At 64.2% G+C, this 25715-nt stretch carries 27 protein-coding genes and 7 pseudogenes; 17 read left to right on the top strand and 17 right to left on the bottom strand.

The window, feature by feature from the left end; translation table 11 throughout:
- Window positions 1–3: 3 nt before the first annotated feature.
- From argF to argC, 4 genes and pseudogenes are all read right to left on the bottom strand, one after another.
- Complete coding sequence (gene argF, locus H9L15_RS03310; RefSeq protein WP_187715144.1) at window positions 4–864, bottom strand: ornithine carbamoyltransferase; 861 nt, start codon at window positions 862–864, stop codon at window positions 4–6.
- Window positions 861–1778: an acetylglutamate kinase gene (gene argB, locus H9L15_RS03305; protein WP_187715771.1), complete on the bottom strand. Its 918-nt coding sequence runs from the start codon at window positions 1776–1778 to the stop codon at window positions 861–863. The genes argF and argB overlap by 4 nt, the downstream gene beginning before the upstream one ends.
- Window positions 1779–1817: 39 nt before the next feature.
- A pseudogene (argJ, locus tag H9L15_RS03300) lies at window positions 1818–2881 on the bottom strand (bifunctional glutamate N-acetyltransferase/amino-acid acetyltransferase ArgJ); the annotation flags it as partial.
- Entirely contained in the window at window positions 2878–3882 is a 1005-nt protein-coding gene (argC, locus tag H9L15_RS03295; RefSeq protein ID WP_187715142.1) for an N-acetyl-gamma-glutamyl-phosphate reductase, read from the bottom strand. The gene argC and the pseudogene argJ, both read right to left, overlap by 4 nt.
- Before the next feature lie 59 nt (window positions 3883–3941).
- Between argC and H9L15_RS20120 the strand changes: the two are divergent.
- Window positions 3942–4088: pseudogene (locus H9L15_RS20120) on the top strand (hypothetical protein); the annotation flags it as partial.
- 98 nt (window positions 4089–4186) lie between these two features.
- A complete protein-coding gene (locus tag H9L15_RS20115; protein ID WP_223276629.1) occupies window positions 4187–4402 on the top strand; it encodes an arginine repressor in 216 nt (71 codons plus the stop codon).
- Here the strand turns inward: H9L15_RS20115 and H9L15_RS03285 are convergent.
- Both H9L15_RS03285 and H9L15_RS03280 read right to left on the bottom strand, forming a co-directional pair.
- On the bottom strand, window positions 4391–4684 hold the full coding sequence (locus H9L15_RS03285) for a hypothetical protein (protein WP_187715140.1): 294 nt from the start codon (window positions 4682–4684) through the stop codon (window positions 4391–4393). The two genes, H9L15_RS20115 and H9L15_RS03285, sit on opposite strands and share 12 nt — an antisense overlap.
- Window positions 4685–4882: 198 nt before the next feature.
- Window positions 4883–5062 carry a hypothetical protein gene (locus tag H9L15_RS03280; protein ID WP_187715139.1) on the bottom strand — a complete coding sequence of 60 codons (180 nt, stop codon included), beginning with the start codon at window positions 5060–5062 and terminating at the stop codon, window positions 4883–4885.
- Between the two features lie 282 nt (window positions 5063–5344).
- On the opposite strand from H9L15_RS03280, the gene H9L15_RS03275 reads away from it, so the two are divergent.
- Window positions 5345–6016 (top strand): glycosyltransferase family 25 protein, encoded by a 672-nt coding sequence (locus H9L15_RS03275; RefSeq protein WP_187715138.1) that lies wholly within the window; start codon window positions 5345–5347, stop codon window positions 6014–6016.
- A complete protein-coding gene (locus H9L15_RS03270; RefSeq protein ID WP_187715137.1) occupies window positions 6013–7005 on the top strand; it encodes a hypothetical protein in 993 nt (330 codons plus the stop codon). Before H9L15_RS03275 ends, H9L15_RS03270 begins: the two co-directional genes overlap by 4 nt.
- A gap of 58 nt (window positions 7006–7063) precedes the next feature.
- On the opposite strand, the gene H9L15_RS03265 is transcribed toward H9L15_RS03270, so the two are convergent.
- The 3 genes from H9L15_RS03265 to rpsM form a co-directional block, all read right to left on the bottom strand.
- Window positions 7064–8134: a DNA-directed RNA polymerase subunit alpha gene (locus H9L15_RS03265; RefSeq protein ID WP_187715136.1), complete on the bottom strand. Its 1071-nt coding sequence runs from the start codon at window positions 8132–8134 to the stop codon at window positions 7064–7066.
- Window positions 8135–8229: 95 nt separating this feature from the next.
- Window positions 8230–8619 carry a 30S ribosomal protein S11 gene (rpsK, locus tag H9L15_RS03260; RefSeq protein WP_187715135.1) on the bottom strand — a complete coding sequence of 130 codons (390 nt, stop codon included), beginning with the start codon at window positions 8617–8619 and terminating at the stop codon, window positions 8230–8232.
- 107 nt (window positions 8620–8726) lie between these two features.
- On the bottom strand, window positions 8727–9095 hold the full coding sequence (gene rpsM / locus H9L15_RS03255) for a 30S ribosomal protein S13 (RefSeq protein WP_187715134.1): 369 nt from the start codon (window positions 9093–9095) through the stop codon (window positions 8727–8729).
- Between the two features lie 184 nt (window positions 9096–9279).
- On the opposite strand from rpsM, the gene H9L15_RS03250 reads away from it, so the two are divergent.
- From H9L15_RS03250 to H9L15_RS03210, 10 genes and pseudogenes are all read left to right on the top strand, one after another.
- Window positions 9280–9756 (top strand): DUF2127 domain-containing protein, encoded by a 477-nt coding sequence (locus H9L15_RS03250; RefSeq protein WP_187715133.1) that lies wholly within the window; start codon window positions 9280–9282, stop codon window positions 9754–9756.
- Window positions 9757–9794: 38 nt separating this feature from the next.
- A pseudogene (locus tag H9L15_RS03245) lies at window positions 9795–10728 on the top strand (bifunctional riboflavin kinase/FAD synthetase).
- A gap of 292 nt (window positions 10729–11020) precedes the next feature.
- A pseudogene (locus H9L15_RS20110) lies at window positions 11021–11149 on the top strand (glycerophosphodiester phosphodiesterase family protein); the annotation flags it as partial.
- A gap of 125 nt (window positions 11150–11274) precedes the next feature.
- Window positions 11275–11601 (top strand): PI-PLC domain-containing protein, encoded by a 327-nt coding sequence (locus tag H9L15_RS16865; protein WP_223276463.1) that lies wholly within the window; start codon window positions 11275–11277, stop codon window positions 11599–11601.
- Window positions 11592–11771, top strand: coding sequence for a hypothetical protein (locus H9L15_RS03235; protein WP_223276462.1), 180 nt, complete (start codon window positions 11592–11594; stop codon window positions 11769–11771). The genes H9L15_RS16865 and H9L15_RS03235 overlap by 10 nt, the downstream gene beginning before the upstream one ends.
- A 121-nt stretch (window positions 11772–11892) precedes the next feature.
- Window positions 11893–14781, top strand: coding sequence for an isoleucine--tRNA ligase (gene ileS / locus H9L15_RS03230; RefSeq protein WP_187715131.1), 2889 nt, complete (start codon window positions 11893–11895; stop codon window positions 14779–14781).
- Complete coding sequence (gene lspA / locus H9L15_RS03225; protein WP_187715130.1) at window positions 14774–15271, top strand: signal peptidase II; 498 nt, start codon at window positions 14774–14776, stop codon at window positions 15269–15271. Before ileS ends, lspA begins: the two co-directional genes overlap by 8 nt.
- Window positions 15264–15671 (top strand): DUF3035 domain-containing protein, encoded by a 408-nt coding sequence (locus H9L15_RS03220; protein WP_187715129.1) that lies wholly within the window; start codon window positions 15264–15266, stop codon window positions 15669–15671. The genes lspA and H9L15_RS03220 overlap by 8 nt, the downstream gene beginning before the upstream one ends.
- Before the next feature lie 26 nt (window positions 15672–15697).
- Window positions 15698–16345 (top strand): winged helix-turn-helix domain-containing protein, encoded by a 648-nt coding sequence (locus H9L15_RS03215; protein ID WP_187715128.1) that lies wholly within the window; start codon window positions 15698–15700, stop codon window positions 16343–16345.
- 25 nt (window positions 16346–16370) lie between these two features.
- The gene (locus H9L15_RS03210; protein WP_187715127.1) at window positions 16371–16718 is read left to right on the top strand and encodes a hypothetical protein; all 348 of its coding nucleotides are present in this window, start codon (window positions 16371–16373) and stop codon (window positions 16716–16718) included.
- Here H9L15_RS03210 and sseA read toward each other — a convergent pair.
- The 4 genes and pseudogenes from sseA to H9L15_RS03190 all read right to left on the bottom strand — a co-directional run bounded on the left by sseA (window position 16715) and on the right by H9L15_RS03190 (window position 19497).
- Window positions 16715–17547 (bottom strand): annotated as a pseudogene (gene sseA, locus H9L15_RS03205) (3-mercaptopyruvate sulfurtransferase). The gene H9L15_RS03210 and the pseudogene sseA sit on opposite strands and share 4 nt — an antisense overlap.
- Window positions 17547–17801 carry a hypothetical protein gene (locus H9L15_RS03200; protein WP_187715126.1) on the bottom strand — a complete coding sequence of 85 codons (255 nt, stop codon included), beginning with the start codon at window positions 17799–17801 and terminating at the stop codon, window positions 17547–17549. Before H9L15_RS03200 ends, sseA begins: the two are co-directional and overlap by 1 nt.
- The gene (locus H9L15_RS03195) at window positions 17798–18820 is read right to left on the bottom strand and encodes a M28 family peptidase (protein WP_187715125.1); all 1023 of its coding nucleotides are present in this window, start codon (window positions 18818–18820) and stop codon (window positions 17798–17800) included. Before H9L15_RS03195 ends, H9L15_RS03200 begins: the two co-directional genes overlap by 4 nt.
- The gene (locus tag H9L15_RS03190; protein WP_187715124.1) at window positions 18817–19497 is read right to left on the bottom strand and encodes a zinc-binding metallopeptidase family protein; all 681 of its coding nucleotides are present in this window, start codon (window positions 19495–19497) and stop codon (window positions 18817–18819) included. Before H9L15_RS03190 ends, H9L15_RS03195 begins: the two co-directional genes overlap by 4 nt.
- A 63-nt stretch (window positions 19498–19560) precedes the next feature.
- Between H9L15_RS03190 and queF the strand changes: the two are divergent.
- The 3 genes and pseudogenes from queF to H9L15_RS03175 all read left to right on the top strand — a co-directional run bounded on the left by queF (window position 19561) and on the right by H9L15_RS03175 (window position 21001).
- Window positions 19561–20009: pseudogene (queF, locus tag H9L15_RS03185) on the top strand (preQ(1) synthase).
- Between the two features lie 30 nt (window positions 20010–20039).
- Window positions 20040–20510 carry a 2-dehydropantoate 2-reductase N-terminal domain-containing protein gene (locus tag H9L15_RS03180; RefSeq protein ID WP_187715769.1) on the top strand — a complete coding sequence of 157 codons (471 nt, stop codon included), beginning with the start codon at window positions 20040–20042 and terminating at the stop codon, window positions 20508–20510.
- Complete coding sequence (locus H9L15_RS03175) at window positions 20441–21001, top strand: ketopantoate reductase C-terminal domain-containing protein (RefSeq protein WP_187715123.1); 561 nt, start codon at window positions 20441–20443, stop codon at window positions 20999–21001. The genes H9L15_RS03180 and H9L15_RS03175 overlap by 70 nt, the downstream gene beginning before the upstream one ends.
- Here H9L15_RS03175 and H9L15_RS03170 read toward each other — a convergent pair whose 3' ends face one another.
- The 4 genes and pseudogenes from H9L15_RS03170 to H9L15_RS03160 form a co-directional block, all read right to left on the bottom strand.
- Complete coding sequence (locus tag H9L15_RS03170; protein WP_187715122.1) at window positions 21002–21610, bottom strand: hypothetical protein; 609 nt, start codon at window positions 21608–21610, stop codon at window positions 21002–21004. It lies immediately after the preceding gene.
- A 27-nt stretch (window positions 21611–21637) separates the two neighbouring features.
- Window positions 21638–23618 (bottom strand): annotated as a pseudogene (locus H9L15_RS03165) (OPT family oligopeptide transporter).
- Entirely contained in the window at window positions 23533–24054 is a 522-nt protein-coding gene (locus tag H9L15_RS16860) for a nuclear transport factor 2 family protein (RefSeq protein WP_223276461.1), read from the bottom strand. Before H9L15_RS16860 ends, H9L15_RS03165 begins: the two are co-directional and overlap by 86 nt.
- Window positions 24044–25684, bottom strand: coding sequence for a helicase HerA-like domain-containing protein (locus H9L15_RS03160; protein ID WP_187715121.1), 1641 nt, complete (start codon window positions 25682–25684; stop codon window positions 24044–24046). The genes H9L15_RS16860 and H9L15_RS03160 overlap by 11 nt, the downstream gene beginning before the upstream one ends.
- Window positions 25685–25715 lie beyond the last annotated feature (31 nt).

Genomic DNA, 25715 nt, shown 5'->3' with positions numbered 1-25715 from the left:
AATTCAGGCAGTGGCGCCGGTGAGCCAGAGCATCGCTCCGCGCGCCGTATGCATCCGGTTCTCGGCCTGACGCCAGACCGCGGAATTGGGGCCGTCGATCACGTCGGCGGTGACTTCCTCGCCGCGGCGGGCTGGGAGGCAGTGCAGGAACGGCGCGTTTGGCGCTTTCGCCATTAGGCCGGCATTGACCTGGTAGGGCGCGAACACCTCTCGGCGCTCGTCGCTGTCTTCATCTCCCATCGACACCCATACGTCCGAGTAGACGACGTCCGCTCCATCCATCGCCTCAGCAGGATCGACGACCTGGTTCACGGCCAGCATAGGTGCGGCAAAGCCGTATCCGGGCGGGCTGGCGATATTGAGCGTCGCGCCGAGCAGCGCGCAGCCCTCTGCCAGCGAACGCGCGACGTTGTTGGCCTCGCCGACAAAGGCGATCTTCACGCCCTCAATGCGGCCGGTCAGTTGCTTGATGGTCAGCAAGTCGGCGAGCGCCTGGAGAGGATGGTCGGACGCCGACAGCATGTTGAGCACCGGCGCGGCATTGAGCGCAGCCATCTGCTCCAGCAGGTCATGATCGAACACCCGCGCCGCGATGACAGCGTGGTAGCAGGCGAGGGTGCGGGTAACGTCCTCGACGCTCTCGCGTTCGCCGATGCCAAGCTCGTTCGGCTGCAAATAGACGGGGTGACCGCCAAGTTGCGCCGCGGCGACCTCCATCGAGTTACGCGTGCGTGCGCTCGGCTTCTCGAAGTAGAGCGCTACGCCCTTGTTCTGCAGTGAGTGCGTGTACGGCGCTTCGGACAAGGCGAGGATCGCGTTGAGATCGTCCGCCGAAAGGTCGCGGATGGCGAGGAGATGCTTCACCAGTTCGCCTCCCGCTTGACCATCGTGCCGACGCCATGGTCGGTCAGAAGTTCGATCAGCAGCGAATGGTGTACGCGGCCGTCGATGATGTGCGCACCGCCGACGCCCTGATCGACCGCATCGGCACAGGCCTTGAGCTTCGGGATCATGCCTTTCCCGACGCTTTCATGGCTGAGCCGCTCGCGAAGCTCCGATGAGGTGAGCCGCTGCACGAGCGTGCTCTCGTCCTTCGGATTTTCGAGCAGGCCCGGAACAGCGGTCAGGTAGACGATCTTCTCCGCCTTCATCGCGACCGCGATCGCCCGCGCGGCCTCGTCCGCATTGACGTTGTACGGCTGACCCGCGGCATTGGCGCCAATGGTCGAAACCACCGGCGTCAGGCCGTCGTCGAGCAGGCGATGAAGCAGTTCCGCGCGGACGCCCGTGACATTTCCCACGAAGCCAAGCGCGGCGTCGGCGGGCGTCACCGTCAGCAGTCCCGCATCTTCACCCGACACGCCAACCGCGACCGGCTCTTCGCCGGCCTGGCTGTTGATGGTCGAGACGAGGTCGCGGTTGATCTTGCCGACCAGCACCATGCGGACGATCTCGAGCGTCTCTTCATCAGTGACGCGAAGGCCGTCACGGAACTCCGGCTCCTTGCCGACGCGGCGGAGCATCGTGTCCACCTGCGGCCCGCCGCCGTGGACGAGCACGCAGCGCACGCCGACGCTCCGAAGCAGGAGCACGTCTTGCGCCAGCGCGAGGTCGGACTCACGATCGATCGCCGCCCCGCCGAGCTTCACGACGATCGACTTGCCGGCCCACTGCCGGATGTAGGGCAGCGCCTCGACGAGGACGTGCGCGGTCTCTCCGGGGTCATGACGTCTTGCTGTTTTCTTTGATGTAGCCGGGCCGAGGTCGATCCCGATCATCTTCGCGGATGCCTTGCCCGCGCCGAGGTGGACCTCGATCTGGACCTCGTCGCCCATCATGTGCCGGGCGAGCGCGACGCCGTCATGGGCGATACCCGCACCGCCCTTGGCGACAATGATTCCGCCGTACGCGACCCGCGACTTGGCGACGTCCAGCTCGACGCCGGCCGAACCTGCAGCCGCCATGAGCCGTCCCAATAAGGATCGCCGCCGTACCAGCTGCACTTCACGAGGTTGTTCTCGACGATGTTCTTCGCCGCGATCTTCGCTTCATTGTCGTTGGCCGCGCCGGTGACGACCAGTCGAGCGATCCGCGTCATGCCTTCGGCATCGCGCGCCATCTGCATGGTCAGGTCCTCGCAGGCGGCTAGAAGCGCATTGCCGAACTCTTCGTGGCTGGCCTTCCCGCGCTTGCCCGACGCCAGCACCATCGCCGTGTCGTTGGTCGAGGTCGCGCCGTCGACGTTCAGCGTGTTGAACGTCGCGTCGGAGGCCGAGCGCAGCACCTTCTGGATCAGCTCTCGCGGAACGTCGGCATCGGTGGTCAGGAACGCGAGCATCGTCGCCATGTTCGGCGCGATCATGCCGCATCCCTTGGCCATACCGCCGAGCGTGAAGGTCGCTCCCTTGATCAGGACCTCCTTCGGCTTGTGGTCGGTGGTGAGGATGCCGCGAGCCGCGTCATGGCCACCTTCGACCGACAGCTTCTTGGCGAGCTTCGGCGTCGCATGGAGGATCGGCTCCATCGGCAGCGGCGTACCGATGATGCCCGTCGAGCAGACCAGAACCTGGCTCGCGTCCACGCCGAGCGCGTCGCCCGCAGCCGTGCCCATGAGCTGCGCGTCCTTGTAGCCCGACGCGCCGGTGCCAGCATTGGCGTTGCCGGAATTCACGATCACCGCCGTCGCCTTGCCGCCATTCGCTTCGAGCAGCTTGCGGCCGAGCTCGACCGGCGGCGCCGCAAACTTGTTCTGCGTGAACACGGCCGCGCAGGCGACCGGTTGGCGGTCGTCGGTCGCCAGCAGCGCCATGTCGAAGCGCCGCTTCTTGATGCCGGCGTGGCAGCCGGCCGCGACGAAGCCTTCGGCCGCGGTTACGCTCATGGATACACTCCGATTGCAGTGAGCCCGGCCGTCTCCTCGAGGCCGAGCATGAGATTGGCGCACTGGACCATCTGGCCCGCCGCGCCCTTTCCGAGATTGTCGATCGCGGACAGTGCGAGCACACGTCCTGTCCGCTCGTCGTACCGCGCCGTGACCTGCACACCGTTGGAGCCAGAGACCCATTTGGTCGCGGGCGAAGCATCCGTGACGTGCACGAACGGCTCACCGGCGTAGGCGCCCTTCAGCGCCTCCAGCGGATCGCCACTGCCGGTCGCCTCGCCGTAGCAAGTGGCGAGGATGCCGCGGGTCATCGGGACAAGGTGGGGCGTGAACAGTACGGTCGCTCCCAACGCCATTTCCATTTCGGCCGTATGACGGTGACTGAGCAATCCGTAGGCGGCGAAGTTTCCGTCGACCGTGCTGAAGCCGGTCGCTTCCTTCGCCTCGCGGCCCGCTCCGCTGACTCCGGAGGCGGCGTCGACGATCAAGCTCTCCGAGTTGACGAGTCCGCTGTCCACCAGAGGCTTCAACGCAAGGATCGCCGCCGTGGCGTAGCATCCGGCGGCAGCCACCGCCTTCGCACCACGGATCGCCGCCCGGTTCAGCTCCGGGATGCCGTACACGAACGTTTCGAGCAGGGCCGGGGCCTCGTGCGCATTGCCGTACCAGCGCTCGTAGGTTTCGGCGTCGTCGAGCCGGAAGTCCGCGCCGAGATCGACGAACGGGATTCCGCGATCGAGAATAGCCTGCGCGATCGCCTGACTATGCCCGTGAGGCAAAGCGGCGAAGACCAGGTCCACGTTCGCCAGCGCAGTCTCGTCGAACTTCGCGAACGATCCTGCATAAGCCGCCGCGAGGTGCGGATGCGTCTCCGCTACCGGACGCCCAGCCTTGCTCTCACCGAACACCTTCGTTGCTCGCAGCTCGGGGTGAGCAGCAAGAAGCCGCAGCAATTCGCCGCCGACATAGCCCGAGGCTCCAAGGATGGCCGTTCGAATCATGAGGGACGGCGCTATTCACGCATTTGCATAAATATGCAAGTTAATGCATAGACATTCAGATGACCGAATTGAAGGAGCGCCGGCAGAAGGCCATCGCCGAACTGATCCGTGAGCATGCGCTCGCAAGTCAGGAGGAGGTTGCGTCGCGCCTCGTGAGCCTCGGCTTCGAGGTGACCCAGGCGACCGTCTCCCGCGACCTCGAGCAGCTCGGCGCGCTCAAGGTCCGCCGTGACGGAGTTACGAGTTATGCGCTCCCCGACCGCACGGGGCGAATGGCGGCTCGCCGTCTCGGCTCGCCGCGGTTCTGCACGACTGGGTCCACACGATCGACGTTGCTGCAACGATCGTCGTCCTCAAGACGCCGCCGGGCACCGGGCATCTCGTCGGAGTGGCGCTCGATGAATCGCCGTTTCCGGAGATCGTCGGCACCATCTGCGGTGACGACACGATTTTCGCGGCTTGCCGAAGCGCGGCTGACGCGGTCACGCTCGCGGCGACGCTACGGGATTTAGGGCGATGAGGGCTTCGGGTCGAACGACGACACGATGATGTCCCAATGATCTTCGAGTAGCTCGAACCGCCGCTTCTCTTCTGCGTCGAGGACCTTCTTGTCGGGCCGCAGGCGCTTACTCGTGGCCTCCCATGCCTCGTCCCAGGCGCCGCCGAGCTCCACCGCCGCCGGCGCATCCCGGTAAACAATGGTCGCGCGAATATCCCACCGGTTGTCGCCCGGGATGTGCGTGAACGGCTCGTCGAAGCGGAGCTCCTTGATGAAGCCTTGCCGCTGCATCTCGATCAGCATCGATGCTTCATTTTTGCGGTAGAGTTTTTTGAACTCCTCCGCGCTGCCCCACTTGGCGCGATAATAGGATTCGACAGTGACCGGATTTCCCGCGGGGCCCGGGTGGACGCGGCCGATCCGGCGACTGTCTGGGCGGCCGCGCCCTGTGCGCAAACTGCCAACGCAAGCACGAGCACGCTCCTCATATGCGATCCCCCTTCAGCGCAATTTTACGATCTTCAGCCCGTCTTCCTTGGCCCTCTGCTTGATGGACTCTTCACTGCGGGTCAGCGCCTTCGCGAGCTGCTTCAGCGCCATCCCCTTCGCCGCGAGCGTCCGCAACTTCGCGAGTTCCTCCGGCTTCCACGGCTGCCGATGCCGCTCAAATCGCTCCGCCATTTCGGCTCCTTTTCCCAGTGCGATGACTAGTCGCTGTTCGAAGCGGGTGATAGTGGCCGCGACCAGTCGAGACTTGGCTTAGAGATGTTGCGTAAATTCTTGCGTTGGTTGTTACCCTCCGCCGATGCCTGCCGACATTGCGGCGACCCTGATGGCGATCACGAGGATTGCGCTCTCTTTTGGGTGGGGTGGTGAGCGGGGCTAGCCTTAGTTCCAGATATTAATAGCGCAGTTTGTTAATTCGTGTTAACCGTTAGTTTACGGCATTGGGGGAGTTTGCCCGTGCAATCCAGCGTCTTCACATTCTTCGATCGCGTTCGAGTGATCAACCTCGCGGACCGGCCCGACCGCAAGCGTGAGATCAAGCGGGACCTTCGGCCACTCGGCTGGACTCCCGACGAATCGGATTTCCTGGTCGCCTCGCGCCCTGTCGTTTCAGGCCCGTTTATCAGCATCGGCGCACATGGTTGTTTTCAAAGCCACGCGCGGGCCGTACGGGAAGCGGCGCGGGCCAAGGAAAGTCTCTTGATCCTTGAGGATGACTGCTCTTTCCTTCCTGAAGCCGGAACTTACGAGGTTCCGGACTGCGATATCTTCTACGGCGGATGGAACGAGCTGGCGGAGGACGGCGACTATGTCGTCGGCTCGCATTGTATGGGCTTCAGCCGCCGTGCCGTTCAACTGCTCGATAGCTATCTAGCCGCCTTTCTTGCCGCGCCAGCCGATCCCAAGGCTATGACCGAGCCGGGATTTGACCCTGCGGTCAAGCCGGGGATCGACGGAGCGTACGTTTGGTTCCGGCGCGCCCACCCGGAGCTCACGACAGTGTTTGCCAATCTTTCGTTTCAGAGGTCCTCACGATCCGACGTGACGCCGGGCCGCCTGGACCAGATCTCATTTCTTCGCACGCCATTGAGCGTTGCACGACGTTTCAAGACCCTCGCCGCAAGATGACGCCCGAAGTGACGCTGGTCTGCTGCATCGAGGCAGGCCGGCTGGAGACCCAGACGCTTCTGATGATCCGCTCGCTGCGGTACTTTGGCGGCAAGTATGCCCACATCCCAGCGATTGCAGTCGTCGGCCGGGCAGGGGCGCCATTGAAAGCGGAAACGCAAGAGGAGCTAGTTTCGCTAGGAGTTCAAGTCATCAAGGCGTCGGGAGACAACCCCTCGCCCTGGCTCGGATATGCCAACAAGGTGGCCGCCGTCAGCGTCGCGGAGCGAAGGGCGAATACGGATACGATCGTATGGGCCGACAGCGACATACTGTTCGCGGCCGAACCGATGGCTTTCGACCTTCGTGGCGCGGACTTTGCGGCTCGCAGTGAATGGCTCCCGCCGGCTATTCGACGCGGTTCCTCTGCTAACATCGCATATTGGCAGAAGGTCTGCGACCTGTTCGGCCTCAAGTTTGAGAGCGTTCCCTGGGTCGATCGTGAGGACGGTCGTCCTGAGCAACGCATGTACTTCAATTCCGGCCTGTTCGCTTGGCGGAAGGGCAGCGGGTTCGCTCAGGCGTACGCATCGGCATTCTCCCGGCTGCTCGGAAGCCGGATCGCGCAGTCCAATGGGGCATTTCACTTCGCTGACCAAGTGATCCTGACGCCGGTCGTTCTGAGGCTGAACTTGCCATGGCGCCACCTGAGTCAGACTGAGCATTGCATGTTCTTCCAGGGGTTCATCAGCGGACAGGACGCGACCCCGCCGATGCAGGGCGCGTCGGTCATCCATTATTCCAAGTCGTTGGATGAGCCCTTCAGAACGTCAGCGCTCGAGCGCTTGAAGAGGGAATTGCCGGCTTTGCACGCCTGGTTCGAAGCGCAGGCCGAAGTTCATTTGCCGTCTCGTCCCGCCCGACTTGGGCCGTCAATACTGCGACTTTGGCGAGGACTGCGCTGGCGCCTTTATGGCGCCCGTGTCCGCCCTTGCTTCGACGTCGGTTAACAAGAAAAGGGCCGCCCCAGCGGGACGGCCCTCTTATTTCCAGCGAAGTCCGGCGTGATTAGCCGAGCATTTCCTGCTCAAGCTTCTTCGCCATCTCTTCGATGTTCTCCGGCGGCCAGCCCGGGATGTCCATGCCGAGGCGCAGGCCCATCGAGGCAAGGACTTCCTTGATCTCGTTGAGGCTCTTGCGGCCGAAGTTCGGCGTACGGAGCATCTCGGCCTCGGTCTTCTGAACCAGGTCGCCGATGTAGATGATGTTGTCGTTCTTCAGGCAGTTCGCCGAACGGACCGAAAGCTCCAGCTCGTCGACCTTCTTCAGGAGGTAACGGTTGAGCTGGTTGGTGTCGGTGGTCGTCTCGGCAGCCGACGGGACCGCAATGCCGGCGGTCAATGGCGCGGCCTGACGGACCTGGCCCTCGTCGAAGTGGACGAACAGCTGCAGCTGGTCCTGGAGGATGCGGGCCGCATAGGCCAGCGCGTCTTCCGGGGTCACCGTGCCGTCGGTCTCGATCGTCAGGTTGAGCTTGTCGTAGTCGAGCTCCTGTCCGACGCGGGTGTTCTCGACCTTGTACGCAACCTGGCGGACCGGGCTGTACAGCGCGTCGACCGGGATGAGGCCGATCGGCGCGTCGGCGGGACGATTGGCGGCGGCGGGGACGTAGCCCTTACCGATGTCGACCGTCAGTTCCATGTTGAGCGTCGCGCCATCGTCGAGGTGGCAGATGACGAGATCCGGGTTGGTGACTTCAATGTCGCCGGTCGCCTGGATCATGCCCGCGGTGACTTCCGCCGGGCCGGTCGCGGACAGCGCCAGACGCTTCGGGCCTTCGCCTTCCATCTTGAGCGCGATCTGCTTCACGTTGAGCACGATGTCGGTGACATCCTCGCGGACACCCGCGAGGCTCGAGAATTCGTGCAGCACGCCTTCGATCTTGATCGAGGTGACTGCCGCGCCCTGAAGCGACGACAGAAGGACGCGGCGCAGCGAGTTGCCGAGCGTCATTCCGAAACCGCGCTCCAGCGGTTCGGCGACGAAAACGGCGCGGCGGCGAGCGTCGCCCGAGCCCTGCTTGCGCTCCAGCGCGTTCGGCTTCTTGAGTTCCTGCCAGTTCTTCGCGTTGACGGCCATGTTTCTTCCCTAGCCTGGGCGGGGAGGTGGGAGTCCCGCCCGTAAAATTCAAACTGCCGCCGGATTTCGACCCGGCGGCGACGGCAGTGGCCGCGTCAGACGCGGCGGCGCTTGCTCGGACGGACGCCGTTGTGCGGGATCGGCGTGACGTCGCGGATCGAAGTGATTGTGAATCCGACCGCCTGGAGTGCGCGAAGGGCGCTCTCGCGGCCCGAACCTGGACCCTTGACCTCGACCTCGAGCGTGCGGACGCCGTGCTCGGCGGCCTTCTTGCCCGCATCTTCGGCGGCAACCTGCGCCGCGTACGGCGTCGACTTGCGGCTGCCCTTGAAGCCCATCATTCCGGCGCTCGACCAGGCAATCGCATTGCCCTGCGCGTCGGTGATGGTGATCATGGTGTTGTTAAAGCTGGCGTTCACGTGTGCCACGCCGCTGGTGATGTTTTTGCGTTCCCGCCTACGGAGACGCTGCGGTGCCTGGGCCATTCGTTCTTACATCCTTCAAAAGTCGTGCTGGGGCGTCGCGCCTCGCTCAACTCGCCATCCGGCGGAGTAATAGCGGCGCAACCGTCCCCGGACGGTCGCTGCTGCTATTACTTCTTCTTTCCGGCGATCGGCTTGGCCTTGCCCTTGCGGGTGCGCGCATTGGTGTGCGTGCGCTGGCCGCGGACTGGAAGGCCCTTGCGGTGGCGGAGGCCACGGTAGCAGGCGAGGTCCATAAGACGCTTGATGTTCATCGCAGTCTGGCGGCGGAGGTCGCCCTCGACCGTCTGATCGCGATCGATCGCCTCGCGGATGTGCAGGACTTCCTGGTCGGTCAGGTCCTGGACACGGCGCTCGGGAGCAATACCCAGGTCTGCCGCGATCTTCTTGGCCGTCGTGCGGCCAATGCCGTGGATGTAGGTCAGCGCAATTTCAACGCGCTTGTTGGTGGGGATGTTAACCCCGGCAATACGAGCCATTCTCTACCCTTCTTCAAGCTCCACAGGGCGCCAACCGCCCCATCTCGTCGCTAGAAAAGCCCTGTTTCCAAACGAAAAACCGACGCGCGCACGAATGCGCCGCCGGAACCGGTGGATCGGGATAGGTGCGAAATAGGATTTGGGGGCTTCAAGTCAAGCGTCGGCCCGTGTAGCCGCCGCGGCCATGAAAGAGCGCCGGATTCATGGCCTGTTCGTACTGACCGTGGGCCTTAAGGGCTTCTACGCGCTCGTGGAAATGGCCAGCGGCATCGCCCTTTATCTCGTGGCTCACGATTCGATCATCAACTTCCTCAGCCGGTTCATTACCGAGGAGCGGCTTCAGGACCCGCAGGACTGGGTGGCGAGCACGGCAATGAAGCTCGCGCATAGCTTCTCGCTGGAAACCCAGCATTTCTACGCCTTCTATCTGTTCACCCATGGTCTGCTGAAGCTGGCAGTGGTGATCGGCCTCCTGCGCGAGAAGCTGTGGGCCTATCCGGCCTGCTTCGTCGTGTTCAGCGCATTCATCGTCTACCAGCTCTACCGCTACAGCTTCACGCAGGACGTCGGCCTGCTCCTGCTTTCGGTCCTCGACGCGTTCGTGATTGCGCTGGCTGTGCACGAGTACCGGCTCCTGAAAAAGCATTTGCCGACGCACTGATTTGCGATGGCGGCGCTGCGCCGATAGAGCCGCGCGCGATGCAGCGCCTGTACCACGACCAGCCCATTCCCGAAGAGTTTCGCGGCGCCGTCCTCGCGCTCGGCAATTTCGACGGCTTCCACCTCGGCCACCAGGCGGTGGTGAGCAGGGCGATCGCGCTCGGCTTTCACCTTCGGCGGTCGGTGATCGTCGCCACCTTCGACCCGCACCCGGTGCGCCACTTCAGGCCGGACGTTCCGCCGTTCCGCCTTACCACGCTCGACCAGCGGGAGAGCCTCTTCGCCCATGCCGGCGCGGACGCCATGCTGGTCTTTCGCTTCGGTGCCGAACTTGCCGCGATGGACGCGGAGCAATTCGTCGCGGACGTGCTGGTGAAGCGCATCGGAGCCGTGGGTGTCGTGACCGGTGACGACTTTAGCTTCGGCAAGGGCCGCTCCGGCGACGTCGCCCTCCTGAGGGACATCGGCGAGCGCCACGGCGTAACCGCCGAAGCCGTCTCCCAGGTCCTCATCGAAGGCGAGCGCGTCTCGTCCGGCCGTATCCGCGAGGCGCTGATCGCCGCCGATATGGGCATGGCCACCCGCCTGCTGACGCGTGCCTATGCCATCGAAGGCGTTGTCGAGCGCGGCGACGGGCGGGGAGGGCCGAGCTCAACTGCCCGACCGCGAACATCCGCCTCTCCGACTATCAGCGCCCCGCTTACGGCATCTACTCCGTCCGCGTCCGGCTCGACGACGGCAGCGAATATCCCGGCGTCGCCAGCCTCGGCGTCCGCCCGATGTTCGACCCCCGGTCGAGCTGCTCGAAGCCAACCTCTTCGACTTCAGCGGCGACCTCTACGGCCGCACCATCGAAGTGGGCTTGCATCATTACATCCGACCGGAGATGAAGTTCGACAGCATGGGGGAGCTGGCCGAGCGCATGAAACAGGATGCGGACGAGGCAAGGCGGCTTTTAGCACTGCCTGAATGAAGGGCTGGATCCGGCTCGTCGCCTTTGCGGGCGCGATCATCCTGCTCGTCTTTACGTTCATCAATGCCAGCTGGCTGGCCGGAACCTCGCCTGGCGGTGTCCGCCTGATCGCCCATCGCGGGGTTTCGCAGCTGTTCGACCACACGGATCTGAAGCGCGACGATTGCACCGCGACGCGGATCGAGCAGCCAGTGCACGATTACCTTGAGAACACCGTCCGCTCGATGCAGGCGGCGCGGCAGATGGGTGCTGACGTGGTCGAGATCGATATCGCCCGACCAAAGATGGACAGATCGCGGTCTTCCACGACTGGACGGTCGATTGCCGCACCAATGGCAAGGGCAACATCCGTGACAAGACCATTGCCGAGGTCAAGCTGCTGGATCCCGGCTACGGCTACACGGCGGACAGCGGGAAGACCTTCCCGTTCCGCGGCCGCCAGGTCGGCACCATCCCGACGCTTCAGGAGGCGCTAAACGCGCTTCCGTCCTCGCCGATCATCTTCAACTTCAAGGGCACGGACGCGGGGAAGCCGACCAGCTCGGTGTGGCCCTCAAAGCCGCGCGCCGCGACGTCGTCGCCCGCAAGGACATATTCTACGGAGCGCCCGGCCCGGTCGACCGGATCCGGCAGATTTATCCGGACGCCTTCGCCTGGAGCAAGGAGGGCGCCAAGGCGTGCACGATGGACTATCTGAAGCTTGGTTGGACCTCGATCGTCCCGCAAAGCTGCCGCAACGGCATCCTGATCGTCCCGCTCAACCGCCAATGGGCCTTCTGGGGCTGGCCCAACCGCACCATCCAGCGGATGGACAAGGTGGGCGCCCGCATTCTCATCGTCGGCCCTACGGCGACAAGCGCGGGATGGGCCTGACCTTGCCAGAACAACTCGGCAAGATCCCATCGACGTTCAAGGGCTACGTCTGGGTGGACGACATCTGGACGGTCGGTCCGGCGCTCCGCCCCAATCACGACATCCGCACGCAAGCGGAGCAGGATGCCGCCGAGGCAGGATTGAAGCGACGGAGAGAAGCCACGAAATAAGACACCTTCTCGTCATTGCGAGCGAAGCGAAGCAATCCAGCTGGATTGCCGCGTCGCCTTCGGCTCCTCGCAATGACGGGCAGGTTTGCATCTCCCACCTCAGCCGCTAGAGCCGCGCGCAATGGCCGACAGCCCTGACACGACCGAATTGAAGCGGGATTATCGCCCGACCGTCTTCCTGCCCAAGACCGACTTTCCGATGAAGGCCGGCCTGCCGCAGAAGGAGCCGGCGATTCTCGCCCGCTGGCTGGAAGGCGACATCTACCAGCAGGTGCGTGTCAATCGCGCCGACCGCGAGAAGTTCATCCTTCACGACGGCCCGCCCTACGCCAATGGCGACATGCACATCGGCCATGCGCTGAACCACATACTCAAGGACATGGTCGTGCGCACCCAGACTTTGCTGGGCAAAGACGCGCCCTACGTGCCCGGTTGGGACTGCCACGGCCTTCCGATCGAGTGGAAGGTCGAGGAGCAGTACCGCAAGAAGAAGCTCAACAAGGACGAGGTGCCGGTCAAGGAATTCCGCGCCGAGTGCCGCGCCTATGCCCAGCATTGGGTCGACACGCAGCGCGGGCAGCTGAAACGGCTCGGCATCGGCGGCGACTGGGACAATCCGTACCTGACGATGGATTTCCAGGCGGAAGCGACGATCGTCTCCGAGCTGATGAAGTTCGCCGAAAGCGGCCAGATCTATCGCGGCGCCAAGCCCGTGATGTGGTCTCCGGTCGAGAAGACCGCACTGGCCGAAGCCGAGATCGAATATGAGGACATCACCTCGACCCAGATCGACGTGGCGTTCGAGATTGTTGAGGCGCCAAACTCGCCCGCGCTGCAAACTGCGTTAGGCCAAGGTCCCGTATTCGCGGTCATCTGGACGACCACGCCTTGGACGATTCCCGTCAATCAGGGCATCGCATTCAATCCGGACGTCGAGTACGAACTTTGGAGATATCCGGGCGGCACGATCTTGGTCGCCGGAGACCTTCACAAGTCCGTCGATAAGCGCCTGCATGATGCGGGCTGGTATCCGGACTCGGATACGTACGATCTTGCGGGCAACCTGAAAGGTTCGGAACTAGCGGGCGCATCGGCCAAGCACCCGATGCACCACCTGGGCGGCTTCTTCGCCAAGCCGCGTCCGTTCCTGCCGGGCGACTTCGTGACTACCGATCAGGGCACGGGCCTCGTTCACATGGCGCCGGATCATGGCGAGGACGATTTCGAGCTGTGCAAGGCGAACGGCATCGACCCGGTCTTCGCGGTCGATGCGGCGGGCTTCTATCGGCCCGACTGGCTGTGGCTCGGCGGGCAGGGCAGCGTCATCAACAACAAGTTCAACGCGCCGGACGGCCCGATCTGCTCCGACCTGCGCGAGGCCGGCGCCTTGCTCGCGGCGAGCGCGGACTTCCTGCACAGCTATCCGCATAGCTGGCGGTCGAAGGCCAAGGTCATCTACCGCTGCACGCCGCAATGGTTCGTTGCCATCGACCGACCGCTCTCGCAATTCTCGCCCGAGACACGGGCCGAGCAGCGCTGGGACAATGAAGGCGGCGCCGACCCGATCGACGAGGATACCGGCGCGACGCTTCGCCAGCTCGCGCTGAACGCCATCGCCAACACTCGGTTCGTTCCGGAGAAGGGCGGCAACCGCATCGGCTCGATGGTCGAGCAGCGCCCCGACTGGGTGCTCAGCCGTCAGCGCGCCTGGGGCGTCCCGATCGCGCTCTTCGTCGATCGCAAGACCGGTCAGCTCCTCGTCGATCACGAGGTCAACCACCGCATCGTCGCCGCCATCCGCGAACAGGGCGTCGACGCGTGGGACGCGGAGAACGCCGCCGCCTTTCTCGGCAATCGCAACCCCGACGATTACGAGATGGTCACCGACATTCTCGACGTCTGGTTCGACAGCGGATCGACCCACGCCTTCGTGCTGGAAAGCGGACGCTGGCCCGAGCAGCGCTGGCCCGCCGACCTTTACCTCGAAGGCTCCGACCAGCATCGCGGCTGGTTCCAGTCCTCGCTACTCGAAAGCTGCGGAACGCGCGGCCGGGCGCCGTTCAACGCCGTTTTGACCCATGGCTTCACGATGGATGCCAAGGGCCTCAAGATGTCGAAGAGCCTCGGCAACACCGTCAACCCGCTCGACCTGATGAAGGAGCATGGCGCCGACATCCTTCGGCTGTGGGCACTGTCGGTCGACTTCACCGAGGATCATCGCATCGGCAAGGAAATCCTCGCCGGCGTCGCCGATCAGTATCGCAAGCTCCGCAACACCTTCCGCTATCTGCTCGGCGCGCTCGCCGATTTCCGCGAGGAGGAGAAGGTCGGCATCGAGGCGATGCCGGAGCTGGAGCTGTACATGCTTCATCTGACGGCGGAGCTGGACAAGAAGCTGCGGCAGGCGGTCAACGACTTCGACTTCAACAGCTACACGCGGCTGCTGTCGGACTTCGCCAATAACGATCTGTCGGCCTTCTATTTCGATATCCGCAAGGACGTCCTCTACTGCGAAGTGAACGCGGAGACCGGTTTCCAGACCGAAAAGCGCCGCGCCTACCGCACCGTTCTCGACGAGCTGTTCCAGGGCCTTGTCCGCTGGCTCGCTCCAGTGCTGGTGTTCACGACCGAGGAGGTCTGGGGCACGCGCTACCCGGATGCGGAGTCCGTGCATTTGCAGGAATGGCCGGAGATTCCGGACGTGCCCGCCGACGACGGCCGTTGGTCCGCGCTGCGCGAACTCCGGACGCAGGTCACCGAGGCGATCGAACCGCTCCGCCGCGAAAAGGTCATCGGGTCCAGCCTGCAGGCGGTTGTGACCTTGCCCGAACTTCCAGCCTCGCTGGAAGAGCTCGCCGAACTGTTCATCGTCTCGTCAGTGAAGGCAGGCGATTCCATCCGCGTGGACGAGACCGACAACAACAAGTGCGGCCGCTGCTGGCGCTATCTGCCGGAAGTCACCGAGGACGGCGAACTTTGCGCCCGCTGCGAGGACGTTTTGAATGCGTAAGGGTGCTCTCGGCTTCACCGTCGCCGCGATCGTCTTCATCCTTGAGCAGGTCACCAAGGGGATCGTTCTCGGGCCGCTGGACCTGCGCAATGTCATGCAGATCCGGATCCTGCCGATCTTCAACCTGACCTACACGGAGAACCACGGGATATCGCTCGGCCTGTTCCAGGCATCGAGCGACGCCATGCGCTGGGGTCTCGTCGCCGTGACCGCTGCCATCGCGGTCGGGGTCGCGGTCTGGATTACGCGCGAGGAGAAGCGCTGGGACCAGATCGCGCTCGGCATGGTGCTGGGCGGAGCGCTCGGCAACATCCTCGATCGCGTCCGCCACGGCTATGTCGTCGACTTCGCCGACTTGCACTTCGGCGACTTTCGTCCCTTTTTCATCTTCAATGTCGCCGATGCAGCGATTAGCATTGGCGTCGCCATCCTGTTACTGCGGGCCTTCCTGGTAAAAGAGGCTCCCAAGGAGAATGCCGAACATGCGTAAGTTGCTCCCGCTTCTGGCCGTCCCCGCCTTCGTGCTTGGAGGTTGCGGCGTGATTGGCGGCAAGCCTCAGACTCCGGACGAATTTCAGGTTGCGCGCAATGCGCCGCTGGTGATCCCGCCCGACTATACGCTGACCCCGCCGGTCGCCGGCACGGTCGCGCTGACCCCGCAGGATGCGCAGCAGCAGGCGGTCGACGCCTTGTTCGGCGGCCCGGCTCCGCGCAGCCAGAGCGAATTGAATCTGCTTGAAAAGGCCGGTCGCGACCGTGCGCTGGTCGGCGCCCGCTCGACCGCCAGCGATCCCGACACGCGCGTCGTGGACAAGGGACCGACGACCATGGCAATTTTGAACGCGCCGGAATCTGACGGGCAAGTCGCATCCGCTCAGGTCCCGCAGTAATTCAATCTGGGGGAACGAGGCAGGACATGGCTGAAGAGACACTTTCCGCACGCCTCGTGGAAATCGAATCCATGCTCGAACGGTCGCGCCGCCGTTTCGAGGAGGGCACGCGCCTCGTCGAGGAAGCCCAGCAGATCATGGGCGAGATCCAGCAGGCGCTGATCGGCGCGCCGACACGCGTTTCGCCGGAAGACAGCGACGAGGCGGCGTCGAAGCTGCTGCAATCGCTGAAGGCCACCGGCGGGGAAATGCCGGAAAGCCTGTGCGGCGGCCGCCTGTCGGTCGACCAGGTCCAGCGCCTGATCCGCATCGACGGCCATCCCATCGGCATCACCGAGATGGAATATCGCGTGCTGGAGCTGCTGGCGTTTGCACGCAACAATGTCGTGACTCGGGCGATGCTTCTGAAGCACCTCTACCGCCGCGCCGACGACCAGCCGCAGCCGAAGATCATCGACGTTTTCATCTCGAAGCTCCGCAAGAAACTGCGCAGCGCTTCGGGCGGGCGGAGTTCATCGAGACGATCCCCCAACGTGGCTGGATCCTCCGCGACATCGACGCCAACCAGGGGCTTAGCTCTCGTGCTCCTGCGAAGGCAGGAGCCCAGTAGTCCTTCATCCCATAAACTAGGCTCCTGCCTTCGCAGGAGCGCGCACGCGTTCACACTTTCTTGACCATCCGCGCGCGACAAGTGCGGGCATGTTGCAGATCCTTTCGATCGAGGCCGCTTCCGAAGCCCCCGTTGCCGGCGGCGAGTTGGCCGCGCGCATCGCGGGCCTGCAGCGCGCGCTTCGCATCCTCGAGCCTGGCGGAGGTGGTCCCTCCTGCGACGCCGAGGAATTCGACGCGATCGAATTCGCCAGCGAAGCCGCCAGGCGCTGCTTCGACATTCGCTCCGAACGGGTCATCGGCGAAGCCTCGGCTGGCCTGGAAGCGGTCGTCAGCGTACGCGGCACCGGCCGTGAACCACATCCCGCAGCGGTCGACCTGGTCGCCGAAGCGATCCGCGACGGCCTCGCTAGTCTGGATGACCTGATCCGCCGCTAGGCCGGACCAGTTTCCTTCGGCGTATTGGGATCAGCGCCCCATTCGCTCCAGCTTCCGTCGTAGAGCCGAGTATCGCGATTACCGAGCAGCCTTGCCGCGAAGATCAGTGAATTCGCGGTTACACCGGACCCGCAGTTCGCCACGAACGGGCGGTCCGGATTCACACCGGCCTTGTCGAACAGCTCGCGCAATTCCTCGCGCGACTTGAAGGTGCCGTCGGGATTGTAGAGCTCTGCGAATGGGAGATTTCGGGCGCCCGGGATATGGCCGGCAGCAACGCCGGGACGCGGGTCCGGCTCGCTCCCCTCGAAGCGCCCCCGCCCACGAGCATCGACCAGCGGAACTCCCAAACCTCTGCCGACATCGCGCTTGTCGACCACCTCTCCGCGCCGCTCGGCGGCACTGAAGCGCGCCTTCCGCGGCCTGGGCTCGCCGCTTTCGGTCGGCCGGCCCTCCGCCAGCCATTTCGGCAGCCCGCCATCGAGGATGGCGACATTCGCTGCCCCAAAATGGCGGAGCATGAACCAGCCGCGCGCCGCGTTGCGGGTGGCGGAATTGTCGTAGACCACGATCCGGTCGTCCCGGCCTACGCCAAGCGCCTCCATCGCACGTCCGAAGTCGGCGGCGCTTGGAAGCATGTGCGGCAGGGGCTGTGTGTATCGGCGACCGCATCGATGTCGAGGAACCGCGCCCCCGGGATGTGCGCCGCAAGATATTCTTCGCGCCCGCTGCGCTTCGTCGCGGGCATATGCCAGGTGGAATCGACGACAGCGACGTCCGCCTTGCCCAGGTTCTGGGCCAGCCATTCGGTCGAGACCAGATCGTCCATCAGCGAGCCTCCAGCAGGCCGACGCGCTGCAGGGTCGCGAGGAAGTCCGCAACTTCGGCGATCGGCACCGGCCCGACGGTAGCGGTCAGTTGGTTGCCAATGTCCTGAACGCTTCGGTTACCGTCGACGAGATTAAGTGCCTCGTAGGCGAAGCTCGGCCCGTCGCGAGGGGCCTCTCGATCGAGCAGCTTCGGGCGGGGAAGCTTGGCCTTCTCAAGCTGATCGTCGAGCCAGGAATAGCCGAAGCCGGTCATCGGCCCTTGGGGTTTGGCTTGCGGCGATAGACGACGCCTTCGATGTGCGCAGGGGGCGCGTCGGCTGTACTCTGCGGCCCTACCAGGCCGAAACGGGCGAGCGACGCCGCCTCTTCGGTTTCCGCTGCCTGTGCGAATTGCACTGCATTCGGATTGGGCGAACGACGGGCGGCGGCTTTCCGCTCCAGCGCTTCATTTTCCATGGCAGCCGCTAGAACCGGGACCTCGTCCTGCCCGACGTTCGCGAGATACCAGCCGGACGCAGCAGCAATGAAGATCGCCCGCTTCATTTTCGTCGCGTCGAGGTTCTCGGGGACGTCGCGGTTGGTGTGGATGTAGCGGTCCGGCCAATCCGACACATAGATGATCGGGGTCCGCCAGCTTCCTTCTGCCCAGACCTGATGGTCGCTGCCTTCGGAGAAGCCGCCGACCTTCGCCTGCAGCGCGTCCCTGGTGCCCTCCGGGTCGATCAGCGGCCAATCGCCCGAGCCGCTATCGGCGAACGCAAAGGTCTGCCGATTGACCCAGCGGGTCAGCGCGAACGCGACATCGTCGACCAAGCTCGGCGAACTGGGAGGCGAGCCTTCGACGCGCAGGACGCCTTTGGTCGTTTCGGTCCGGCCGCCGATCATGTCGAGATGAATGGCCGCCAGCGTCCTCTCAGCGAACTCCGGACGCGCGTTGAGGAGCGAGATCGTGCACTCGACTTCGCACGGCCAGATGAAGCGCAGGGTCCGCTCCGGCTGGGGCAGGCGGCCTTCCTTCACAAGCCGATTGAGGGTGCGTGCAACCTCGAGAATGCCGGCGCATCCGCTGGCATTGTCGTTCGCGCCGGGCGAAGGGTGGTCGAGGTGGCAGGAGTAGAGAATTTCCTTCGCGCGGTCGCGGCCCGGGATCACTGCTGTCGGGATCAGATATTCTCCGGGTGATCGTCCCGCCTGCACCGCCGCCCGCAGCTGGACGACCTCGCCCTTCTGCAAACGTTCCTGCCAGGCGTGTGCTCGGGCAGGGGAGATCATGAAGGCGAATGTGGGTCCTTCCACGTGTCGAGATGGCCCCACCGGATCAGGCTCTCGTCCTCGCCCCACCACGCGGATTTCTGGTTCTGCGCCCAGGAGACGATGCCTGCGGCGCCATATTTCGTGACGGCCAGCTTCGCGACCGCCTCCGGTTGCGAGGAAGTCAGCACCAATTTCCCGCGGACGTCCTTGCCGGCATAATCGCTGTCGGCCGTCCCCACGCCGACATCGACCAACGGAGCGTGGGCCGTCCCGCTGACGCTGTCCTGCGCAAGCGTGATGGGCTGGTCCTTCCACGATGCAATGCGTTCCGCATCGATCCAGCGCCCGCCGTCCTGCTTCTGCTCCCAGAGCTCGGCAAAGGTCGCGTTCCAGGCGGGTCGCGAGCGCTGGGTCCCGTAGAAGATTTTCCCGTCGGCGGGCAAAGCCATGATGCTCGCTTCGGCCAAACCATAGTTCTCGAGCCGACTGCGGATCAGTTCAGCAGCGCGTCGATAGCCCTGAGATCCGCGCATGCGGTGGTTGAGGGAGAGCGCCTCTACCGTCCGCTTCGCTGCGCCTCCGGACACTTGGCTGGCGATGGCCTCCGCATCCGAGGTTTTGAGTAAAGGCGGCGGTTCTGCCCCTGCTGCGGTCGCCACGACCAGCAGCCCGGACAGGATCACGGTTCTCAGCATGCTACCCCCTGATGAAGCGGGTAGGATAGGCGGGAAGACCGAGGCCTGCTAGGTGGCCGCGCCATGGTCGAAACGACGCATCTCGGCAAAGCCGCGCCGCTGCCTTCGTCGCCGGAAGAGGCGCAACTCGATTACGTGCCCAACCCACGGTCGGGCACGCTCTACCTGGTGCGGTTCGCAGCGCCGGAATTCACGTCTCTCTGCCCGGTAACCGGACAGCCCGACTTCGCGCATCTGGTCATCGACTATGCGCCCGCTAAGACGATCGTCGAGAGCAAGAGCCTGAAGTTGTTCCTCGGGTCCTTCCGCAATCATTGCGGCTTTCACGAGGACGTGACGGTCGGCATCGGCCAGCGCCTGGTGGACGAGATGAAGCCGCAGTGGCTGCGCATCGGCGGCTACTGGTATCCGCGCGGCGGCATGCCGATCGATGTCTTCTGGCAGAGCGGCCCGCCACCCGAGGGATTGTGGCTGCCGGACCAGGGGTTCAGCCCTATCGTGGCCGCGGCTAGGGTCGTCGTCCACGGCGCCGGCTCGGTCGGCTGCTTCATCGGGGATGCTGGCAAGCGGCCGGCGTTCCCGTCAGCTTCCTCGGCCGAAAGAGCTTTGGCGCAGAGATTGCCGAACACGGCCTGTCGCTGAGCGATTTCGCAGGGTGGAAGGCCCATCTCTCCGACGTCGACTACCGCACCGACGCATCGGTTCTCGCGGATGCCGACATCATCGCACTGACGGTGAAGAGCGGCGCAACTGCAGAAGCGGCCCAGCAGATCGCGGATCATGCCCGGGACGGCACGCTCGTCGTCAGCTTCCAGAACGGGATCAGCAATCTGGACGTGCTCCGGCGCGAGCTCGGCGGGCGTTTCAAGATCGCTCGCGGGATCATTCAGTACAATGTCGTCCATCTCGGGAGGGCCGCTTCCACAAGGCGGTTGCAGGGGCCTTGTTCGCAGAGGACCGCCCGGAGATTCGCGAACTGGCTGCGATTGTCGCCGATGGACCAGCGCCGCTGAAGCTGTCCGATGACATGACGGGTGTCGCCTGGGGGAAGCTGCTCATCAACCTCAACAATGCGGTCAACGCGCTGTCCGGCCGGACACTGCTCGGCGAATTTGGCGAGCGCGACTATCGGCGAGTGGTTGCGGCTTCGCAGCATGAAGGGCTGGCCCTGCTTAAGCGAGCCGGGATCCAGCCGGCGAAAATTGCCGCGGTTTCGCCAGCGGTCCTGCCCTACGTGATCGGATCACCGAACTGGCTCTTCAAAAACGTCTTCCTGCGCAAATGGAAGATTGATGAGAAAGCACGGTCGTCGATGAACGACGATATCGTCGGCGGCCGTAAGACTGAGGTCGACTACATCAACGGCGAGCTGGTTGCGCTCGCTGAGCGGCTCGGGATGGATGCGCCGATCAATCGCAAGGTTGTCGAGCTGATCCGGAAGGCGGAGCAAGGCGCTCCAGCGCTTGGCCCTGCAGAGCTTCGCCGAGAAGTGCTCGGGCGCTAGCTATGGCTCGACACGGCGGAAGGTGATCACCGTTTCGTAACGCCGCATCAGCAGTTTTCCGTCCTCGATTGCCAGCGGCTCCCTGTCGAACACTGCCTTGCCGAGATCGTTCGGGGTGAAGCGCAGGACGAGCCTGTGACCGCCCGGCTTCAGCGGGATCGGATCACCAAGGAAGCCGTAGATTGGAACCACGGGCCGGATCGAGGTGACGGTCGCGCCGCCTGTATCGACGTCCCCGTCGCTGCTCGCTTCCAGCCCCACCGGCCGGTCCTGCCCCGCGACTGTGGCCACAAGATCCATGCGACCCGTCCATCCGAAACCCGGTGGCTCCAGCGTCACCGATAGCTGGCCGTCGGGTGCCGGTTCGTCCTTTACGAGTACGAAATTCGGCGTCTGGGGCTTCGGGTTGCTGGTGAGGAGGACGGTGCTGCCTTCGACCGTCCAATCGCCTTCGCCCTCTTCGGAAGCTGCGCCATATTCGAGCGCGTAGCGGAAGCGGCCGTCGGGTCGAAGCTCGAGGCCACCGCCCATCTCCATCTGGCGGATCTCGTAAAGGCCGGCGAGCTTGGCTGGCGGTTCGGCCCATGCCGCCGTGGCGACGGTCAGCAAGGCCAGGCCGAGTACCCCCGCCTCATCCTATCGCGGCGTGATCTCGTGAGGCGGAATCACATGGTCTTCCGGCACCGCCGGTGCGGAGCGGGCGTCCGAGACCGTCTTGGAATAAAGCCAAGCGATCGCCGCCGCGAAGACGAGGATGCCAATCGGCACCGCCCATGCATTCTCGCTGACGAGGGCCATCGGTGCGTCGCTGTTGGTGGCGGCGACGATTCCGGCGAAGAGCACTCCGAACAGGCTTTCCCCGACGATCAAGCCGGTGGCCATCAGTACACCAAGCCGCTGCGCGAACTCGGGTTCTGGCTCCGCGCTGCCCACTTTTCATAGAGGTGGCCCAGCAGGGCTCCAATCGGGATCAGCAGGGTCAAAGCCATCGGCAGGTAGATGCCCATGCCGACCGCCAGCGGCGGCAGCGAACCCTTCTTGGTCGCTCGAAGAATCTCGTCGACCGCGACGCAGATGGCCCCGATCACCGCGCCCCATCCGATCAGGCCCCAGTCGAGGTCGCCGCCGAGCACGCCTTGCGCGATGGCCGAGATCAGCGCGGCCTGCGGTGCGGCCAGCGACGTGTCCTTCGCGCCGGGCGCGCCCTGGAACCCGAACGCCGAATTGAGCAGGTCGAGAATCGGCGGGATTACCAAAGCTCCGAAGATCACGCCGAGAACCAGTGCGACCTGCTGCCGCCATGGCGTCGCGTCGACGAGCTGGCCGGTCTTCAGGTCCTGCAAGTTGTTGTTGGCGATCGTTGCTATGCCGAAGATCAATGCCGTCACGAAGAGTGCGAAGGCGACGAGCGACTTGGTGAGGTCGCCAGTTACGCCCGGGAACAGCAAGGCGAGGATCACGGAAATACCGAGCACCGCAAGGATGCCGACGCCGGAGACCGGGCTGTTCGAAGCACCGATCAGGCCGGCCATGTAGCCGGTGACCGCCGCGATGATGACGCCGATGACCAGGATGTAGACGATGCTGATGCTGAGGGTCAGGGCCGGCTCCGATGAGATCGGCGGGGTGTTGGCAAAAGCATAGAGCAGGAATGCGATCGGGATCATCGATAGCAGGATCGTGCCGCCGACGATGCCGATCGGCAGGTCGCGCTCGGTCAGCGGAAGCTCGTCGCCGCGGCCGGCCTTGCGAGCGCTGTTGGCGACGAGGGCGGCACGGATGCCGGAAACGATTGGGCCGATGATCCGCAACAGCGTCCAGATCGCTGCGACGCCAATCGTGCCTGCACCGATGAATCGAACCTTGTTGCGGAACACATCGTTGACGAAGTCGCCGATCTCCACCCCAGGCGCTGCAGCCGAAATCGCGGTGTAGTGCGGGACGAGATAGACCCAGCTGATCAGCAGCCCGACGAACATGGCGATGCCGACGGCGAGGCCGACGAGGTGTCCAACGCCAATCAACGCCATCGACAGGCTGGTCGAAACGGCGGTGGCGCCGCTTCCGAATTTGAAGGCCTTGGCCGCGTCGGCGGCGAGGAGCTTGGTCTGGGCGAGAGCCGCATAGCCGGCTGCTGCAATCGAGCTCCACACGATCATGCGCAGGCCGCGCTTGTTCTCTTCGGCGCCGCCGACGCCTGCGCCGACCTTCAGCACTTCCGCCGCGGCGACACCTTCGGGTAGGGGAGGTCAGTGCCAGTGACGAGTGCGCGTCTCAACGGCACGGAATACATGACGCCGAGGATGCCGCCGATGGCGATGACGGCGACCGACAGCCAATAAGGGAAGCCGGTCCACCAGCCGACCATGATCAGTCCGGGCAGCACGAAGATGATCGCCGACAGCGTGCCCGCCGCCGAAGCGATCGTCTGGACGATATTGTTTTCCTGGATCGTGGAATCCGAGAAGAACCGAAGCACGGCCATCGAGATGACGGCGGCCGGGATCGAGGTGGCGAAGGTAAGTCCGATCTTAAGGCCAAGGTAAACGTTCGCCGCAGTGAACACCAAGGTAATGATCGCACCCAGGATGATCCCTCGGAGCGTGAGCTCCTTCACGGCCTGAATGCCACTCTTTCCCGACACTGTTGCCACTAACGTCCCTCCGTCCCGTACTGGCCCGGGGTGCCGGGCTGGAATGCCTTCGAACCACTTTCCACTGACCATCGTCCTGGACCCAAACGTCGGTGAGCAGGACGCAATCTTCGATCTCGCCGCCAAGGTATTTGACGCGCCAGCGTGCCCAAATCGTCCCGACCATCACCTGGTCGAGAACGACGGCATCACGGATGTCGAGATCGATGGAGATGAGCTCGCGCTTCTGGATCGCGTCGATCCATTCATCGCGAGTGAGAATGAATGGACCAGTCGAGCGCGTGCCGATCAGGACGAAGCTCGGATGGATCAGGCTTTCGAGCCTGTCCACGTCCTTGGCGCACAACGCGTCGCGCCAAGCGCACTCGAGCGCCTGAATCTGGTCGCGCTTATCTGCCACGCAATAATCCGCCGAAGATTCCCCGGAGAAGCTGGTTGCCTAGCTGCCGTCCGACGGAGCTGGCGATGGAGCGGCCCGCCGACTGGATCATCTTGTCGGCCATGGTCGGCTTGGCGGCCTCGCGCGCCTGCCGGGCCGCTTCGCGCTCCTCGGCAGCACGCTGGCGTTCGGCTTCGCGCTGCTGTTGCGCCTCGAGCCGAGCCTGAGCCGCCTGCGCCCGCGCCGCTTCCTTGGCGGCGACGGCATCGAGCTTCGCCTGCTGCGCGGCCGCCTTCTCGGAATCTGTCTTAGCCTTGAGCTCGGCGGCTGCGGCTGCCGCTTCGTCGCCCTTGGCCTTGAGGATCTCCTCGGCGGATTCGCGATCCAGCAAGGTGTCGTACTTCACGCCGACCGCATCGGTCGTGATGATGATGTTGCGCTCCTCCGGCGTCAGCGGGCCGACGCGGGTCGAAGTCGGCTTGATCAAGACGCGCTGGACCGGCGACGGCGATCCGTCGGGCTGCAGCAGCGACACCAGGGCCTCACCGATCTTCAGCTCGGTGATGGCGGTCGCGACGTCGATCGCGGGATTGATGCGGAACGTGTCGGCCGCCGCTTTTACCGCCTGCTGGTCGCGCGGCGTGAAGGCGTTGAGCTTGTGCTGGATGCGGTTGTTGAGCTGAGCCGCGACCTTGTCCGGAATATCGATCGGGTTCTGCGTGATAAAATAGACGCCGACACCCTTCGAACGGATCAGGCGGACCACCTGCTCCACCTTTTCGAGCAGTCCCGGAGGCGCGTCGTCGAAAAGAAGGTGAGCCTCGTCGAAGAAGAAGCAGAGCACGGGCTTGTCGGGATCGCCAATCTCCGGAAGCTCTTCGAACAGCTCGCTCAGCAGCCAGAGGAGGAAGGTCGCATACAGCCGCGGAGACGCCATCAGGCGATCCGCCGCCAGCACGTTGACGAAGCCCCGCCCCTGGTCGTCGAAGCCAATGAAGTCGTGGAGTTCGAGCGCCGGCTCGCCGAAGAAGTGATCGCCGCCCTGGCTTCTCAACTGAAGCAACGAGCGCTGGATCGACCCGATCGATTGCTTCGTGACGTTGCCGTACTGCAGCGTCAGCTGATCCGCTTCCTCGCCGCAATGGACCAGCATCGATTGCAAATCGTCGAGGTCGAGGAGGAGCAGGCCTTCCTTGTCCGCGACATTGAAGGCGATGTTGAGCACGCCTTCCTGAACCTCGTTGAGGTTCATCAGCCGGCTGAGCAACAGCGGGCCCATCTCGCTGACCGTCGTGCGGATCGGATGGCCTTGCTCACCGAACAGGTCCCAGAACTGAACGGGCACGTCGTGGTACGTCCAGTCGGTCATGCCGATGTCGGCCGCCCGCTGCTGAAAGATCGAGTGGATCTTCGACGTGGGCGATCCGGCCATTGCGAGGCCTGACAAATCGCCTTTCACGTCGGCGACAAAGCAGGGGACGCCTGCGACCGAGAGTCCTTCGACGATGCCCTGCAGCGTGACCGTTTTGCCGGTGCCGGTGGCGCCGGCGATCAGTCCGTGCCGGTTCGCCCGCTTGAGCTCGAGCTGCTGCGGATTTGCACCACCCGCCTCGCAACCAATGAAGATACCGCTCGTCGGTTCGCCGGCCATGCGCACTCCCTCGAAGATTCGCGGGCGCAAC

This window comes from Sphingomonas daechungensis, from assembly GCF_014489495.1.
GTDB classification, from domain to species: Bacteria; Pseudomonadota; Alphaproteobacteria; order Sphingomonadales; family Sphingomonadaceae; genus Sphingomicrobium; species Sphingomicrobium daechungense.
This window is presented reverse-complemented; position numbering and strand designations above follow the sequence as displayed.